A 14333-nucleotide genomic window follows, 5' to 3' on the forward strand; every position below is an offset into this window, starting at 1 on the left:
TATTCATGCGTCCGACGACGATCTCATAGCAGTGGGCCGAGTCCGGGCATAGTCTGGGCATTGACCATAGCGGACCGATGATGCGGGGTGGGGGCATGGCGCACGGTGATGAATGTCCTGCGGCACTCGCCGATTGGGTGGTGGAGGCCGAGCTCGGCCGCGGCGGGATGGGGGCCGTCTATGCCGCACGGAACTCGCGAACCGGAGATGTCCGTGCGTTGAAAGTCATCCGCGCCGATACCGATGGTGCATCACCCACCGCACTCTCGCTGTTCCGCAGGGAGGTTCGAATCGGTATGGAACTGCATCATCCCCACGTGGTCAGGACGGACGAAGTCCTGCGAGAAGGCGGGCTCTGGGGCATCGTCATGGAACTGTGCGCGGGCGGAAGTCTCGCGGACAAGGTCGCCCGATACGGTCCGCTGTCCGCCGGGCAAGCAGTGCCACTGTTCCTCCAGGTGCTCGACGCCCTCGTTTACACCCATGCCGCTCATGCGACTGTGCACCGAGACATCAAGCCGCACAACATCCTGTTCGGCGTCGGTACAACTGGAGAACTGGTGGCGAAACTGGCCGACTTCGGGTTGGCCAAGGCGTACCAGAGTGCTGGGCTCAGCGGCCTGACCCGGACCGGCACTGCTGCGGGCACACCGGCATTCATGCCACGATCCCAGGTAATCAACTACAAATACGCGGGACCTGATGTCGATATCTGGTCCACTGCCGCCTCGCTCTACTACGCGCTCACCGCCCACACGCCGCGAGACTTCCCGGACGGGCGCGATCCCTGGTTGACCGTCGCCACCGCATCGGTGGTACCGGTTGGCGAGCGACAGGCCTCGGTCCCGGACAGGTTGGCCCGCGTCGTCGATCGGGCGCTCACCGAAGGTCCCGGGCAGGGGTTCGCCACTGCGGAGCTGTTTCGTCAGGCTCTCGGAGCCGTTTGAACCACGATCGGGAGGATGAGGCCCATGTCGGCCGATTGGCAACCCGGCGATCGGGTGCTCGGACAGTTCGTCGTCGAACGCACTTTGGGCGCGGGCGGATTCGGCCGTGTGGTTCTGGTGCGTGACAGCCGGTCCGGTGAACGCCACGCCGTCAAGCGTCTGCGCAGTAGCGACTCGATCCAGCAGGGCAGGCTGATCGCGGAGGCCCGGCACTGGATCGCGCTACCCGCACATCCGAATATCACCGCGTGCCATTTTCTGCGTACCGTGGGCAGCGAATTGGCAGTCTTCAGCGAGTACGTACCCGGGGGCTCTCTCAGTGACCGGATCCGTTCCCGAGACCTCTATTCGGGTGGAGACAGGACCGCACTAGGCCGCGTTCTCGTCTCGGCTGCCCAGGTGGCTTGGGGGCTGGATGCCGCACACACGACTGGCATGCTGCATCTGGACGTCAAGCCGGCCAACGTGCTGTTCGACGCCGAAGGCATTGCCAGAATTACCGATTTCGGTCTTGCCGCTGTGCCGCAGCGCGATCCGGAAATAACCGTTCAGCTAGAGGCGGTGTTGGACTACGTCGCAGGCGATCCCGAGCTGGACGTCAGCCAGCGCGAAGTCGTCAAGGGCGTGCTGAACGAGCTGTTGCAACACGGCGATGATGTCGGCAACGAGATTCTGGTGCGCGATACCGCTGGACACACGACCGCCTATGCCTCGCCGGAACAGGCCGAAGGCCACGCTGTCGGCCCTGCGGCGGATGTCTGGAGTTGGGCGGTCACAGTACTCGAAATGTTGATCGGCGAGCGTACCTGGACCTCGGGGGCGGTGGCGGGGTATGTGCTGGAGGCAGCACAGCAGGATCGGCTGCCGAACCAAGTGGTATCGATACCTCCAAAGCTGGGGCTGTTGCTGCGGAGATGCTTCGAAGAGCAGCCACAGCAACGACCGCAATCGCTCCGCGAGGTAGCCGACGAGCTGGTGCAGATCGCAGAGCAGGAGACGGGGATGCCGTGGGAAGGGGCGATACCGGCGCAGCAACCCCCACCTGACGTCGCCGGGCCGATCTGGTCTCGGTGGAATGCCAGCGGAGGTACCTGGGATGATCCGCGACCGGAGCTCGACCGTGTATACCGCATGGCGGGTCTCGACCCCCACGACGCTGTTCGTTTCTGGCCGGGGCGCGGTAGCACCCGACGTTCACAGCTGGTCATGAATCTGGGGGCGCAGCAGGAGATCCGGCGAGTCCTGGCGCAGATCCCCGACAGCTCCTCTCCGGAGCTGCCCGAAGTCCGGGTGCGGTGTGCCGCCAACCTGGGCCAGATCCAGGAAGCGTTGAGCGACTTCGACGGTGCCGTCAGCAGCTATCGCGAGGCTGCGGCGATCCTGCGTGACCTGCCCTCCGAACTGGCTCGGGTGGCTCTTCCCCGGGTGCTCAACAATCTGGCAATTGTGCTGCGCCGGAGCGGCTCGGTGACCGACTCCCGCGAGGTCGCCGACGAGGCAATCGCTGGTGCGCGAGTGCTGACACCGTCGCCGGGTGCTGGAGATACCCTCGGATCGGCCCTGTTGACCAGGGCGAACGCGACATCGGAGCGGGAGGAGCGGCAACGGTTTCTCGAATCCGCCGTCGCTGCATTCCGCTCGGCCGGCAACACTGCCGCCGAAGCCAAGGCATTGGCGAGTCTCGCCATTCTGGCCGGGTCGGACGGACAGGCCGACCACGCGGATCGCCTCTGGGCCGAGGTGGACGCCAAACTGACCAGTCACTCCCGGCTGCACGACCACCACCTCCGAATCACACAGGCCACGCTGTGGCTCGAACGAGCCCGAACCAGTGGTGCCGGTGCGGGCCCTGACCTCGACTACACACACCGGGCTGTTGATCTACTTTCGGCTCTGCTCCACGACGACGGTTTGTATGAGGTAACCGGTGAACTAGGCACTGCACAGTTACAGCTTGGCCGCGCCCTCGAGCTTGCCTGCCGCTACCGCGAGGCGCTCGACGCCTATCAGCGTGCTTCCGAGCTCATCCAGACCGCGCTGTTGCGGGACGGAAGGACCGAGTTGTCCAGCGAGCTGGCTGCGGCATTCGACCACCATTCGACGTTGGTACGCGAACTCGACGATCCCTTGCAGGCGGCGGATTCGGCTCGACAAGCGGTCGAACTATGGCGTCGCTTGGTCGGCTTGGACGGCGTGGACTGCTGGGGGTCTGAACTTGCCGCAGCCTTGGAAAAGGCTGGAACCGCTTTGCTCGATGCCGGTCAACTGGAGGAGGCGGAAGCGGAATTTTCCGCGGGACTGGCAGTGGTGGCTGATCCTCGGTATCCACACTCGGATCGGGGCGATCCGATCGGCGCCTCGCTATCTCGGCAATTGGCAGTTTGCCACCGTCGCCGGGGTCAATTCTCCGAGGCTTATCGGGTGTGCCTGTCCGCACTCGATATGTTGGGGGAACCAGCGCGACCCGGCGAAATAAGCGTGCGGTTGCGCACTATCGAGACCATGGCGAACATCTGCGCTGATACCCGCGACTACCGCAGAGCCGTCGACTTGGCGCAGGCATGCGCAAGCGAGACTGCTGCCGCTGTACGAGACGAGATTCTGAGCCTCGATAACGTGGCAGAGAGTTACCAGCAGCTGGCGAATCTGCGCATGCGATACGGGCAGCTGGACCTGGCAGCGGCGTCTGCCCGCACCGCGCTCGAGACCTACGAGCAGCTCATCCGTGCCGGGCAACACCACTTCCTCCCTGAGGCGAACCGGATGCGTACCGCGCTCGGCATGGTGTTGATCGGGCTCGGCGAACTGGAACAAGCGCAGCAGATTGTGCATGAAGCCCTCAATACCTATCGGAACATGTCCGGCACCGAAGCTTCGATGCGCAAACTCGCGCACTTGTGGCGAGGCAATCAGACAACCGAGGACTTGGGTTCGTCGCAGGAAGAGACCGCAGCGCACGTGCACGACACGCTGCAGGTTGTCCTGGCCAGGACCGAGGCGGAGTTGCGTGAGACGCTGTCCACCGGCCGGGCCGATCTCGCTGACCCGGGATCCTCCAGCGAGCCTGCGATCACATGCGCGCCCGCGTCTACCAAGTTCTGAGCCCTGGTGCTGTCCGGATGGCGTGTCAACGCCCGCACCTGCCATCCGTCGGCGAGCAAGCGGTCCGCGACCGCCCCACCCTGCTGTCCGGTCGCACCGGTGACGAAAACAACCTTGTCCACTGTGTCCTCCGTGGTCGTTTCGGGTCGTCGCGGCCGAAGCCACACTAACCGGAGAGCATTCTCCGATTAATGACTATACGGAGAGGATTCTCCGTTTCCTAGCGTCGAAGCTACGATCGAGCGATGGGTGATGATGCCGGGCCGATCGCCAAGCCGCTGCGCGCAGACGCTCGCCGCAACCGCGATCAGGTGCTGGCTGTCGCTCGGGAGATGCTGTCGGTCGACGGCTCGTCGGTGTCCTTCGACGAGATCGCGCGCCGCGCCGAGGTCGGCGTCGGCACCGTGTACCGGCATTTCCCCACCCGCGCCGCGCTGTTCGAGGCAGTCGTCATCGGCCGCATCGAGGAGTTCGTCGAACGAGCACGCGCGCTGTCGGCAGCCGATACCCAGCCGGGGGAGGCATTTCGCGGCTACTTCGCCCATCTGGTCGGCGAGGTAGCCCTCAACCAGGCGCTGTGCGAAGCGCTCGACGACGGCACCGCAATCGCCATCCCCGACCAGCTCCGGCGCGACTTCATCGAGTCGTTCGAAACCCTGCTCGCACAGGCGAAATCGGCAGGGGAAGTAAGACCCGATATCGACATCGCCGACGTGCAGGACCTACTCATCGGCGCAGTGGAAGCCGAACGCCGTGCCCGACTGCGCGGCACCCCGAACCAATTGATCGCAGTCGTGCTCGACGGGCTCCGCATCCGGTAATCGGCATGTGCGCGCGCTGCTGGCGGCGGTCAGTCATCCGCCCGAGATGACACCTGTCCGTTGATCTTCCGCGGATCCGCCGACCGGTTCGGTCAGCGCGGTATGCGGCGCTATGGTGCGTCGCCCCTGGGTTCACGGGAGCTTCGATCAGCCTCGGAATACATGCGATCGGCCGCCACTGAGAGCGCGATGAGCCCGAGCTCGACAGCGGTCGCGAGAAGATGAGAGGGCTTGTTGCGCAATAGATTTCAAGGTTCCCAGGCTAGTTCTCGATGACTCGGCCGCGGATGCGCTGGCCGAGGAACAGCGCTGCGCGGTCCAGGGCCTCGTCTGCTTCGTCGAGGATGCCTGTGAAGGACTGGAACACGTGAGGTACGTCTGCGGTGATGTCCAGGACGACGTCCACATTGGCCGCTCGCGCGCGGGCGGCCAGGCGGGTGGAATCATCCAGGATCATTTCGTTGGTGCCTGCCTGCAGCAGCATCGGGGGAAAGCCGCTGAGGTCGGCGAGGGTTGCCGGGCTGAGCAGAGGTTGGTGCGGGTCCTGACCCGCGAGGTACATGGCACCGGTGTGTTCCAGGCTCTCGCGGGTGAACAACGGGTCGATCCCCGCTTTGGTATCCATGCTTTGGCCCGTGCGGGTCATGTCGAGACCGGGTGAGAACGCCACGATCGCGGCGGGCAGGGGCAAGCTCGCGTCGCGGGCCGCGAGGCAGGTGGTGACGGTCAGGCCGCCGCCGGCGGAGTCGCCCGCGAACGCGATGGCCGAGGGCTGTTCACCGCTCTCGAGCAACGCTCGGTAGGCACCCAGCGCGTCGTCGATCGCGGCCGGGAACGGGTGTTCGGGCGCCAGCCGATAGTCCAGCGAGAAGGCGCGGAATCTGGTTCGGGTCACCAGGTTTGCGGTCAGCGACATGGCCGTGTCAGGTGAACCGTAGACGAAGCCGCCGCCGTGGAAATAGAGGATCGTCCCGGCTCGCGCCGTGTTCACCGGTTCGACGAGCACGGCGGGCCGGTTGCCGAGTGTCATGGTTCGGGTGCGTATCCCGGTCGGCACGCTCATCTGGGCCATCAGCGCTCGGAATGCCGCGCGGAGCTCCGCGACCGATCCGAGCCCAGCAGGCCGCGGCTGCCGCAGCAGCGCATCGATCTTCGCACGTTGTTCCCGGCTCATATGTACCTTCCTGAGAAGTATCTTCCTATACAGTATATGTCATGGAATATAAATCGGGAGGCGATGCCGTCGACCTGCCGGGCTTGTTCACCGATCTCGTCCGGTGTGAGACGCGGCTGTACAACGCGCTCAACGATCGCCTGCGCGAGCGGCACGGAATCGCCACCTCGCAGTTCGAATTCTTGCGCTTCCTGCGTGATCACCCGGATGCCAGGGTGGCGGACCTCGCGAGCGAGTTCGCCGCGGGCGTGGGGGCGATCAGCAAAGGTGTCGACCGCTTGGAGAAACAGGGATGGGTTGTGCGGCAACCGAATCCTTCGGATCGCCGGTCGTCGCTTCTGGCCCTGACCGATGACGGTGTGAGTGTGGTCGAGGCAGCGGAGGAAACCTTCTCCGAGCGGCTGATCCAATTGCTCGGCACCACCCTCGCCGGTTCTTCGTTATCGGCTGTCGCGCAGACCCTTTCGCAGCTGCGTGGCGTGCTCGAGCGCGACCAAATCGGCCTGCCCGCAGGCTGATCGGCATAGTTACGGGCCGGTAACTCGACGGCCGGTTCCTTCCGGGTTGCGCGAGCGGGCAGGCCGCAGCCAGCGGCAGCGCCGCGACCAGCGTGACGCCCGCAATCGTCATGCACTCAATTCGGCATGTGCGCGCGTTGAGAAGTGCTGTCAGCCAGCAGGTTTGGACGTCCGACCAACGCGCGCCACGCGCATTACGGGATGCCCTCAGCGCTGGGCATCTCGAGCGGAGGGGCGCGAAGCGTCGCGAGAAGGATAGGGTTCCGGCCCGTGGGACATTCGATTACTGCGCTCATCATTCCGGGATCGGTCGAGACCGATGCGGCCACCCGATGGGACCTGGTGCCGATCCCGCTACACCACGACCTGAGTCTGCTCCACCTGACGCATTACTACACCAGGTATTGGCAAGCGGCACTTGGTATTACCGAACATATCGAACCGTCTCCCAGGATTCCCACACTCTTCCCAACAGAAGGTGTCGTGCGAGTCATCGCAGCCGATCTCTCGGTCCGGCCCGATCCCAGCTTCGCCGTGGTGTATACGGACTACCACGCAGGCGTCGGCGATCAGTGGGCAGCCACCTGTACTGCTGGTGGCACCATCCGCTCGGCCTCCGGCATCAACGCCGCGCTGCGCATGCTCGGCATCACCGGCGCACCAGGGTTGGACGAATTCGACACCGTCGGGCTGGCCGCCCACCGATCGACACCCGAATACCTCGGCCGCTACATCGACCTCTGCGACGAACTGGGTCTGTGATCCATCCGCTCGTCGGCATTACCGCGCACCTGGACCGAGCCGATCTCGAACAATTGAGCACCACGGAAAAGGCTCCCGCGCCGGTACGCCGAGAGATATTGCAAGCGGCCCTGTCTCGGAACAGGGCCGCTCGATGTTGGTTGATGGCTAGGCGACTGCCCTCGATTCGAGAGTGGTTGCGCGCTATCGAGAATGCCGCTGGCGCGGGCTGTCACGTCGAGCGCGAGCCGAGTCCGCCCTACGGGTGGAATCTTGTCGACGGATCGGGTGCGATTGGGTGCAGCGGGAGTCTGGATCGGTTGGACCGGTGGCTTATCCGGCGGAGTTCCGAACCGGCCGCATCAGCGGGTGAGACGGAGAACCCTTTGCCACAACGGGTTCCGGGTGCCTCAGGATACATTCCGGCCGGTCCGGCGAGGCTGCTGCCGATCGAGCTGATGACTCGGTTCGCCACCGCCGTGGTCGAATGGGCTGCTGAACCACCGGATGCCGAATCACCCGCGCCGCCGACCGCCCTGATGGACCATCTCGACAAACTCGTGCCTGTCCTACACTGTGGGGCGGCGCGTGGATGCCGGACGGAGGGGTGCAGATGCGACAACGAGCGACAGCCGCCGCAGTCTTTGTGGGGGTGGTCCTGTTGACCGGGGGGTGCGGGTCGAGCACGAACGGAACCCCGACCCCGAGTACCAGCACTACCACCGACATCACGGCCGCGACGGCGGCATTGTGGGATCCCTGCCAGATCGCCGGGGACGTGTGGCGCAGGATCGGGGTCGATCCATCCACGCTGAGTTCTGATATCGGCGGCACGCAAGAGCCCGGATTCAAGTTGTGCGGTGGTTACGACACCAAGCCTGAGCGGACGTTTGACGTTGACGTGTGGTCGACCATTTACACGGTGGAAGACCATAAGAGGAAGGAAGCCAATACCGAATTCGTCTCTGTCAATGTCGCGGGGCGCGCCGGTTTCCGGTACCGACCGGCGGTCGACAAGCGTGGTGACCAATGCATTCTTTTGTTTCCAGCTAAGCAGGGCGCGTTTTCGATAGACGTGCAGAAACAGGAAGCAAGCAGTCCGGTGGCGCCGTGCGACCGCGTTACCGCGGTTGCCGAGATTGTGGTTCCATTGTTGCCACAGTGACCGAGCGATGAAGGGGGCGCCGTGTCCATGGACGAGGAGATCACCGGTTGGCGGCATCTCGCGGATGAAGCACAGGCGGGTCGGCTGACCCTCGATCCATCGGTCGCAAACGACTGTTACGCAGCCTGCGAGAAACAGATTCATCTCTACGAGGACTGCCGTGCGCTCCTTCGGCATATGAACCGTGTCACCGGTCTGGGTAGATTCGAATGCGCGGACCAGCTGGCGAAGATGCTGGGCGAGAAAGCCATTGGCGGTGACGGGGATGTCGACTCCGCGCTAGCTGAGCACATCGAAGTGGTGAAGCTGATCCGCGACACAATCAAGGTATCGGTCACGCGGCTAACCGAGCAGGACCAACAGAACGCCCAAGGCGTCGCCGGTATTCAGATCCAGTAAGAACGAACTGGGGTGGGACTACTGTGCATTGGCCAGATCATCTTCTGACACTGGATGATTGGATCGCGCTGCCCGAGGACAACAGCCGCAGCTATGAACTCGTCGAGGTGTGCTGATTGTGCCCCGAGACCGATGGCGAGTGAAGGTTTCGCGGACCTGACGCCGTAGCCGGGCTGGCGGCCGGTGCGGGTGATCGCGCCGACCGTTCTTATGCGCTGCGCCCGAGTTCATGCGTTGCGTCGCGCTCGACAAGCAACCGCTCATCCTCCTCGGCCAGCCTTGCCCGCGGATCGGCAACCGTCAGATGAGTGCGGGTGGGCCGCGGCCGCACCAGCATGGTGACCACCGCGGCGATCACCACGACAACAAGTACGACACTCACGATCACGGTGACATTCATGGTTGTCCTGTCCAGACGTTGCGCATCAATCCAGAACCTCACGAAGTTGGAAACCCGCCGGGATATCGCCGGTGTGGAAGTAGGTCGCGAATATCTCCGCCGCATGTTCGGCGTCGAAGATCTCGTCGGGGTACACGCGCAGGAGCTCGGTCCCGTTCGGCACGTCGACGCCCGGGTAGCCGACGCGCTCGCCGGGCAAGCCGAGCAGGTACCGGCGTGGCATCCCATCGTCGGTGCGCAGTTCGATGGCCAGCACGTCGGCCGACCCGATGCACTCCACAGAGTTCCTGCCCGGCGCGGCGCTGAGCGTCGCGGTGATCTCGGCTGCGGGCATCGGATGTGGCAGCCGGGTGAGATTCACCGAGTAGGAATCGAATCCGTCCAGTCTGCGCAGCGGGCGCAGGAAGTTGATCACGGAGTCGTCCGGCCCGATGAAGACCCTGAGTCGATTGCTGTAGGTGAGCCGATGGGTGGTGGTCACCGGTTCCGCTGTCGGACCGCTCTCTTCGAGCTCGACCCCCAACCCGATTGCAGTACGCGCGCTCATCGGACGCGGAACCTCCATGTGAAACCCACCTACCACCATAGTTATCAACTAGCTAACTCAGCATTGCCGCTGTCGAGCCAAGATGGAAGGTCTGGGTGATGTGTGACGCCTCACGGTTTCATTGCGAACGGCTGTGAATCACCTGGGCTTCTGCGGGCGCGAGTGAAATATCGCGCGGTTCCGTTGAACCCAGGTGCCGTCCGACGGTCGCGATCTCTGCCTGGTTGCCAAAGGTTTCCGGCAGTCGAACAACTCAGCGTCGAAGGCCGGAGATCGATCTGGGTTCGGCGTCGTGCCGATACACCGGAGTAAGCAGATCGGCATCGACCGGTTCCCCGGTGGAACGGTCGTAGCGGACGGCGACCAGCACCGAAAACAGATGTGTCGCAGCACGTTCGTGCAGCGTGGCCAATCTGGTTGCGAGCAAACGGATTGCGCCGAGCGAGCCGGGTGGGTGCAGGCCGTCGATGATCAGGGCGGTACCGCGTCCGTCGGGACGCGGCAGACGCGCGACATAGGCGATATCGTGCGGTTCCGGACCTCCCGGCCGGTATACCCGCCGGGCCGCCCGATCTTCGATGCCGCGCCGGGCATCCCCGGCGCGCGCCACCGCGCGTCGCAGTCGTGGATCGGCCGCGATGAGCTGACGAATGCTCGGCGAGAGTTCGGGCCCGCCGAGCACGATCAGTCCGTCGCGATTCAGGTCGACGGGTCGGCCGGGCAGGAAGTGTTCGACCGTTGCGGTGAAGCCGAGTTCGCGAAGTAGCTCCACCAGTCGTTGTGCCGCACTCGGATCCGGTGCGCCGAGCAGTCGGCCGCCGCGCACCTCCGGAGCGATTACCGTGAGCGATCCGTGCCCGAAAAACAGACCTTCCGGTGCGGGACCTTGGGTACTCACCTGATGGATCCGCGCGCGGGAAAGTCCCGCCGCCGCACCGATTCTGGCGAAGGTCCAGCCATCGGCATGAAGTTCCCTGATCACCGCCCTGCGGATACGGGTTAGTTCGTTGATGGTCTGCTGGGCCGCCGCCACCCCATCGGTGGCCGCCTTGAGTCGCTCGACTTTATCTTCGATCGCGAAAACGCGCGCCACGTCATCGGCCGACATGTGCGAAGTCTAGACATCTCGACACGATCAAGCGTCTAGTCTTCTTGACATAGCGGACCCATTGCAGCCCTTGGCAACCACAATGGAGCGAGTCTTACGAGCGACGTTCGCGGCCCGTCTCGCGTCCGAGTCGTCGAAGCGCATGCGCCGTAGGTGCGAGTCTCGACGGCTCGGACGCGAGACACCAGGGGCCGCGAACACGCCGCGCCGCAGGCGCGGCCAATGCTACGTCGCGTCGGTGTCGATCGGCGGACGTTCGTTGTGCTCCAAGGGCTTTTCGAGCTTGGGCATCGGGTAGTCCGGCATGCCGCCGCCGGCGCCGAGCAGGTCCTGCTTGTCCGGGATCGCCTTCTCGAATTCGCGGAGAACCGAATCGTCGCCATTCAGAAGATGTTTGGTGACCATCTGGCGCGGCGACATCTGGCGCAGCTCGTTCAGATCGGCCAGCGGCTTACGCAGGTCCTCGAATTCCGGTCCGAGCTCCTGCTGCAGCTGCTGGGTCGCACCGCTGGCGTAGTCGCGAACCTTGCGCAGGCTCTGCGTGGTCCAGCGAATCGCCCCGGGCAGTCGCTCCGGGCCGAGGATCACGAGGGCGGCGACGAGGAGGATGAGCATCTCGCCCCAGCTGATGTTGCTGAACACGAGTCCAGGCTACCTGGGCCGACGTAGCCGAGCCGCTCCGGATTCCATCCGCGGCTCAGTCCGATTCCAGCGTGACCGGCACGTCCACCTGCCTGCCATCGCGGATCAACTGAACGTTCACCGTCTCGCCGATCTTGCGCTGCTGCACGGCGACCACCAGCTCGTCCGGGCCGGTCACCTCGCGATCGCCGATCTTCACGATGACGTCGTTCTCCACGATTCCGGCCTTGGCCGCCGGTCCGGTGGGGTCGACGTCGGCGACGGCCGCGCCGCTCATCACATCGTTTGCGACCTGCTTGCTGCGGGCGCTGAGACCGATCTTCGGGTGGTGCACCTGACCGTCGCGGATCAGGGTCTGCGCGATATTGGTCACCATATCCACCGGAATCGCGAAGCCGAGGCCGACCGAACCGCCGGTCTCACTGCGGATCGCGGTATTGATGCCGATGACCCGGCCCTCCATGTCGACCAGCGCGCCACCGGAGTTACCCGGGTTGATCGAGGCGTCGGTCTGCACCGCGTCGATGACGGCCTTGGTGTCGCTGCCCTCACCGGAGAGCGCGACGGGACGGTGCAGCGCGCTGACGATGCCGGAGGTGACGGTCTTGCTCAGGCCGAGCGGCGAACCGATCGCCAGCACGTCGTCACCCACTTGGACGTCCTTGGACTTGCCCAGATTGGCGACAGTGAGATTCTTCACATCGACCTTCAGTACCGCCAGATCGGTCTTCGGATCGCGTCCGACGATATTCGCGGGCACCCGGCTGCCGTCGGAGAAGGTCACCTGAATGGCGGCCCGGTTCGACTTGTCCTGTGCCGCCATCGAAATCACGTGATTGTTGGTCGCGATGTAGCCCGCACCGTCGATGACCACACCGGAACCGGTCGCGCCGTTGTCGCCGACCGTGACCCGGATCGAGACCACCGAGGGCAGCACCGCATTGGCCACCTTGGCGATCAGGCCGTGCGGGCGCTCGATCTCGCCGGACTGCTCCAGGCTGACCTTGCGCGAGGTCAACGGGGACGTCGCTTCCGCGCTCAATCGGCCGACCAGTCCGCCGAGCACGCCGATGGCCAGCGCGACGGCCGCGAGCAGGGCCAGCGCCTTGGGCGCCACCCGGGAGCCGAAGAGCACCTCCCTGGCCGACAGCTTTCGCGCCTGCGGCAGCGGTGCGGGTCGCGGGGTCGCGACGGCGGGTGCGCCGAGCCGTGCGGCGGCGTCGGGATCGCGCCACGGATCGGCCGGACCGGCCACCGGTGCGCCGGTGTCGGCGGCGTCGGGATCACGCTGCAGAAGTTCGGTGGAGCCGTCGGGGCGCCCGAAAGCCTCCGCAAGCACCGCGTCGGGCGGGCTGTTGTGCAGTTCCGGGCCGACCTGTGGCACGTCCGAACCGGTCGACTTGGGCTGCTCGCCGAACGAACCGGCCTGGCCCGAGGGACGGCGGAACGCATGCGCCGTGTGACCGTCCACGTGCGGCCGGTAGACCGGGCGCGGTCCGAGTACGGGCGCGTCCGACGGCCTTAAGTTCCCCCGGGGCGCCGAATCGTTGGTGTCGCCTGCGGAGGGCCGCGATTCCGATGGCCCGGAATTCGTCGATTCGGTGGTCACTCGGCAAACTCTACTTGCGCCACCAGGTTGTCCACCGGGTCGCGGTGAACGAATCGGTCAGAAATCCGAAAACCGCCTCGTTGCGGGGGCTTCCGGCGGGCGGCCGGGCGGCCGCGCTGGTTGCGCCGCCGGGCAGTTCGGCGAGCGGGATGCGGGTGAGGCTGTCGTGCAGATCGGTCGGAATCGACACCTGACCGGCCCGGCGCAGCGCGATCCGCGCCTGCTGCTGTGCGTCGACCTCGGCCGCACATTCGGGGCAGACGGAAAGATGTTGGGCGGCACGCAGATAGGCATTCATCCGCAGTTCGCCGTCCACATAGGCCGCGATCGCCTCGCTGGCCAGATGCTCGGTGGGACGGAAACGGGGACGACCTGACGTGCTGGCGTCGCCACTCATTCGGTGCTCACCCTTCCAACCGACATCATCCACTCCTGCGCTCGACCGAACGGATATCCGGCCGTCGGGTGCGGTTCGGCTTGCGCCGGATCACCCCAGGTTCGCGTCAGCGGCGAACCGCTGCTCACTTCCATTATGCGCAAGGTAGTCGCGCAGTGCCTGACGGCCGCGGTGGATGCGGCTGCGCACGGTGCCGAGCTTGACACCGAGGGTCGCACCGATCTCTTCGTAGGACAGACCCTCGATATCACAGAGCACGACCGCCGCGCGGAACTCCGGAGCCAGCGAATCCAGGGCGGATTGCAGGTCGGGATCCAGGCGGGAGTCGTGATAAGCCTGCTCCGGGCTCGGTCCCTCGGCGGGCACCCGGTCGTAATCCTCGGGCAGCGCCTCCATCCGGATCCGGTTGCGCCTGCGCACCATGTCCAGGAACAGGTTCGTGGTGATGCGGTGCAGCCAGCCCTCGAAGGTGCCCGGCTGGTAATTCGACAGCGAACGGAATACCCGAATGAAGGTTTCCTGGGTCAGGTCATCGGCGTCCTGCGCGTCGCCGGAAAGTCGGTAGGCCAGGCGGTACACCCGGTCGGCATGTTCGCGGACCAACTCGTCCCAGGACGGCATCGCGGAACGGTCGCCCGTCGCGTCGAAGGCCGCAGTGCCGGTCAGCTCGACTTCGGTGATGTCCTCGTCGTGCATTTCGGCCTCCGTCGGGAGAATTTGCGCCGCTTCCGTCGGGATAGCTTGCGCTGGCAGGGTGGCGAAC

The 14333-nt window shown here is 65.0% G+C and carries 15 protein-coding genes and 1 pseudogene; 7 read left to right on the forward strand and 9 right to left on the reverse strand.

The features are described from left to right. Positions 1-95 precede the first annotated feature (95 nt). The gene (locus ACQPZ2_RS08575) at positions 96-947 is read left to right on the forward strand and encodes a serine/threonine-protein kinase (RefSeq protein WP_433525061.1); all 852 of its coding nucleotides are present in this window, start codon (positions 96-98) and stop codon (positions 945-947) included. A gap of 24 nt (positions 948-971) precedes the next feature. After that, positions 972-4049 carry a protein kinase domain-containing protein gene (locus ACQPZ2_RS08580; RefSeq protein WP_433525062.1) on the forward strand — a complete coding sequence of 1026 codons (3078 nt, stop codon included), beginning with the start codon at positions 972-974 and terminating at the stop codon, positions 4047-4049. Here the strand turns inward: ACQPZ2_RS08580 and ACQPZ2_RS08585 are convergent. Next, positions 4037-4216, reverse strand: a pseudogene (locus ACQPZ2_RS08585) (NmrA family NAD(P)-binding protein); the annotation flags it as partial. The gene ACQPZ2_RS08580 and the pseudogene ACQPZ2_RS08585 sit on opposite strands and share 13 nt — an antisense overlap. A gap of 78 nt (positions 4217-4294) precedes the next feature. On the opposite strand from ACQPZ2_RS08585, the gene ACQPZ2_RS08590 reads away from it, so the two are divergent. Beyond that, positions 4295-4870 (forward strand): TetR/AcrR family transcriptional regulator, encoded by a 576-nt coding sequence (locus ACQPZ2_RS08590; RefSeq protein ID WP_433525063.1) that lies wholly within the window; start codon positions 4295-4297, stop codon positions 4868-4870. A 262-nt stretch (positions 4871-5132) separates the two neighbouring features. On the opposite strand, the gene ACQPZ2_RS08595 is transcribed toward ACQPZ2_RS08590, so the two are convergent. Further along, positions 5133-6044 carry an alpha/beta hydrolase gene (locus tag ACQPZ2_RS08595; RefSeq protein ID WP_433525064.1) on the reverse strand — a complete coding sequence of 304 codons (912 nt, stop codon included), beginning with the start codon at positions 6042-6044 and terminating at the stop codon, positions 5133-5135. A gap of 41 nt (positions 6045-6085) precedes the next feature. On the opposite strand from ACQPZ2_RS08595, the gene ACQPZ2_RS08600 reads away from it, so the two are divergent. From ACQPZ2_RS08600 to ACQPZ2_RS08615, 4 genes are all read left to right on the forward strand, one after another. Beyond that, positions 6086-6562 (forward strand): MarR family winged helix-turn-helix transcriptional regulator, encoded by a 477-nt coding sequence (locus ACQPZ2_RS08600; protein WP_433525065.1) that lies wholly within the window; start codon positions 6086-6088, stop codon positions 6560-6562. 270 nt (positions 6563-6832) lie between these two features. Further along, a complete protein-coding gene (locus tag ACQPZ2_RS08605; protein ID WP_433525066.1) occupies positions 6833-7324 on the forward strand; it encodes a hypothetical protein in 492 nt (163 codons plus the stop codon). A 592-nt stretch (positions 7325-7916) separates the two neighbouring features. Then, positions 7917-8468: a DUF3558 family protein gene (locus ACQPZ2_RS08610; protein WP_433525067.1), complete on the forward strand. Its 552-nt coding sequence runs from the start codon at positions 7917-7919 to the stop codon at positions 8466-8468. A 27-nt stretch (positions 8469-8495) separates the two neighbouring features. Continuing rightward, positions 8496-8867 (forward strand): hypothetical protein, encoded by a 372-nt coding sequence (locus ACQPZ2_RS08615; RefSeq protein ID WP_433525068.1) that lies wholly within the window; start codon positions 8496-8498, stop codon positions 8865-8867. Between the two features lie 208 nt (positions 8868-9075). On the opposite strand, the gene ACQPZ2_RS08620 is transcribed toward ACQPZ2_RS08615, so the two are convergent. The 7 genes from ACQPZ2_RS08620 to sigE form a co-directional block, all read right to left on the reverse strand. Beyond that, positions 9076-9267 (reverse strand): hypothetical protein, encoded by a 192-nt coding sequence (locus ACQPZ2_RS08620; RefSeq protein WP_433525069.1) that lies wholly within the window; start codon positions 9265-9267, stop codon positions 9076-9078. 25 nt (positions 9268-9292) lie between these two features. Beyond that, positions 9293-9814 (reverse strand): hypothetical protein, encoded by a 522-nt coding sequence (locus ACQPZ2_RS08625; protein ID WP_433525070.1) that lies wholly within the window; start codon positions 9812-9814, stop codon positions 9293-9295. Between the two features lie 253 nt (positions 9815-10067). Beyond that, on the reverse strand, positions 10068-10922 hold the full coding sequence (locus tag ACQPZ2_RS08630; protein WP_433525071.1) for a hypothetical protein: 855 nt from the start codon (positions 10920-10922) through the stop codon (positions 10068-10070). A gap of 225 nt (positions 10923-11147) precedes the next feature. Continuing rightward, entirely contained in the window at positions 11148-11564 is a 417-nt protein-coding gene (gene tatB / locus ACQPZ2_RS08635; RefSeq protein ID WP_433525072.1) for a Sec-independent protein translocase protein TatB, read from the reverse strand. Positions 11565-11619: 55 nt separating this feature from the next. Beyond that, positions 11620-13173, reverse strand: coding sequence for a trypsin-like peptidase domain-containing protein (locus tag ACQPZ2_RS08640; RefSeq protein WP_433525073.1), 1554 nt, complete (start codon positions 13171-13173; stop codon positions 11620-11622). Between the two features lie 10 nt (positions 13174-13183). After that, positions 13184-13570: a hypothetical protein gene (locus tag ACQPZ2_RS08645; protein ID WP_040695126.1), complete on the reverse strand. Its 387-nt coding sequence runs from the start codon at positions 13568-13570 to the stop codon at positions 13184-13186. A 90-nt stretch (positions 13571-13660) separates the two neighbouring features. Continuing rightward, on the reverse strand, positions 13661-14266 hold the full coding sequence (gene sigE / locus ACQPZ2_RS08650) for an RNA polymerase sigma factor SigE (RefSeq protein WP_433525074.1): 606 nt from the start codon (positions 14264-14266) through the stop codon (positions 13661-13663). Positions 14267-14333 lie beyond the last annotated feature (67 nt).

Origin of the sequence: Nocardia pseudovaccinii, assembly GCF_050942345.1 — a bacterium.
Taxonomy (GTDB): Bacteria; Actinomycetota; Actinomycetes; order Mycobacteriales; family Mycobacteriaceae; genus Nocardia; species Nocardia pseudovaccinii.

Bases quoted from the DNA above. Each gene is read 5' to 3' on its own strand.
- ACQPZ2_RS08610 (WP_433525067.1), top strand. From the start codon at position 7,917: ATGCGACAACGAGCGACAGCCGCCGCAGTCTTTGTGGGGGTGGTCCTG.
- ACQPZ2_RS08645 (WP_040695126.1), bottom strand. From the start codon at position 13,570: ATGAGTGGCGACGCCAGCACGTCAGGTCGTCCCCGTTTCCGTCCCACC.
- ACQPZ2_RS08590 (WP_433525063.1), top strand. From the start codon at position 4,295: ATGGGTGATGATGCCGGGCCGATCGCCAAGCCGCTGCGCGCAGACGCT.
- ACQPZ2_RS08575 (WP_433525061.1), top strand. From the start codon at position 96: ATGGCGCACGGTGATGAATGTCCTGCGGCACTCGCCGATTGGGTGGTG.
- ACQPZ2_RS08625 (WP_433525070.1), bottom strand. From the start codon at position 9,814: ATGAGCGCGCGTACTGCAATCGGGTTGGGGGTCGAGCTCGAAGAGAGC.
- ACQPZ2_RS08580 (WP_433525062.1), top strand. From the start codon at position 972: ATGTCGGCCGATTGGCAACCCGGCGATCGGGTGCTCGGACAGTTCGTC.
- sigE (WP_433525074.1), bottom strand. From the start codon at position 14,266: ATGCACGACGAGGACATCACCGAAGTCGAGCTGACCGGCACTGCGGCC.
- ACQPZ2_RS08600 (WP_433525065.1), top strand. From the start codon at position 6,086: ATGGAATATAAATCGGGAGGCGATGCCGTCGACCTGCCGGGCTTGTTC.
- ACQPZ2_RS08615 (WP_433525068.1), top strand. From the start codon at position 8,496: ATGGACGAGGAGATCACCGGTTGGCGGCATCTCGCGGATGAAGCACAG.
- ACQPZ2_RS08630 (WP_433525071.1), bottom strand. From the start codon at position 10,922: ATGTCGGCCGATGACGTGGCGCGCGTTTTCGCGATCGAAGATAAAGTC.
- ACQPZ2_RS08620 (WP_433525069.1), bottom strand. From the start codon at position 9,267: ATGAATGTCACCGTGATCGTGAGTGTCGTACTTGTTGTCGTGGTGATC.
- ACQPZ2_RS08595 (WP_433525064.1), bottom strand. From the start codon at position 6,044: ATGAGCCGGGAACAACGTGCGAAGATCGATGCGCTGCTGCGGCAGCCG.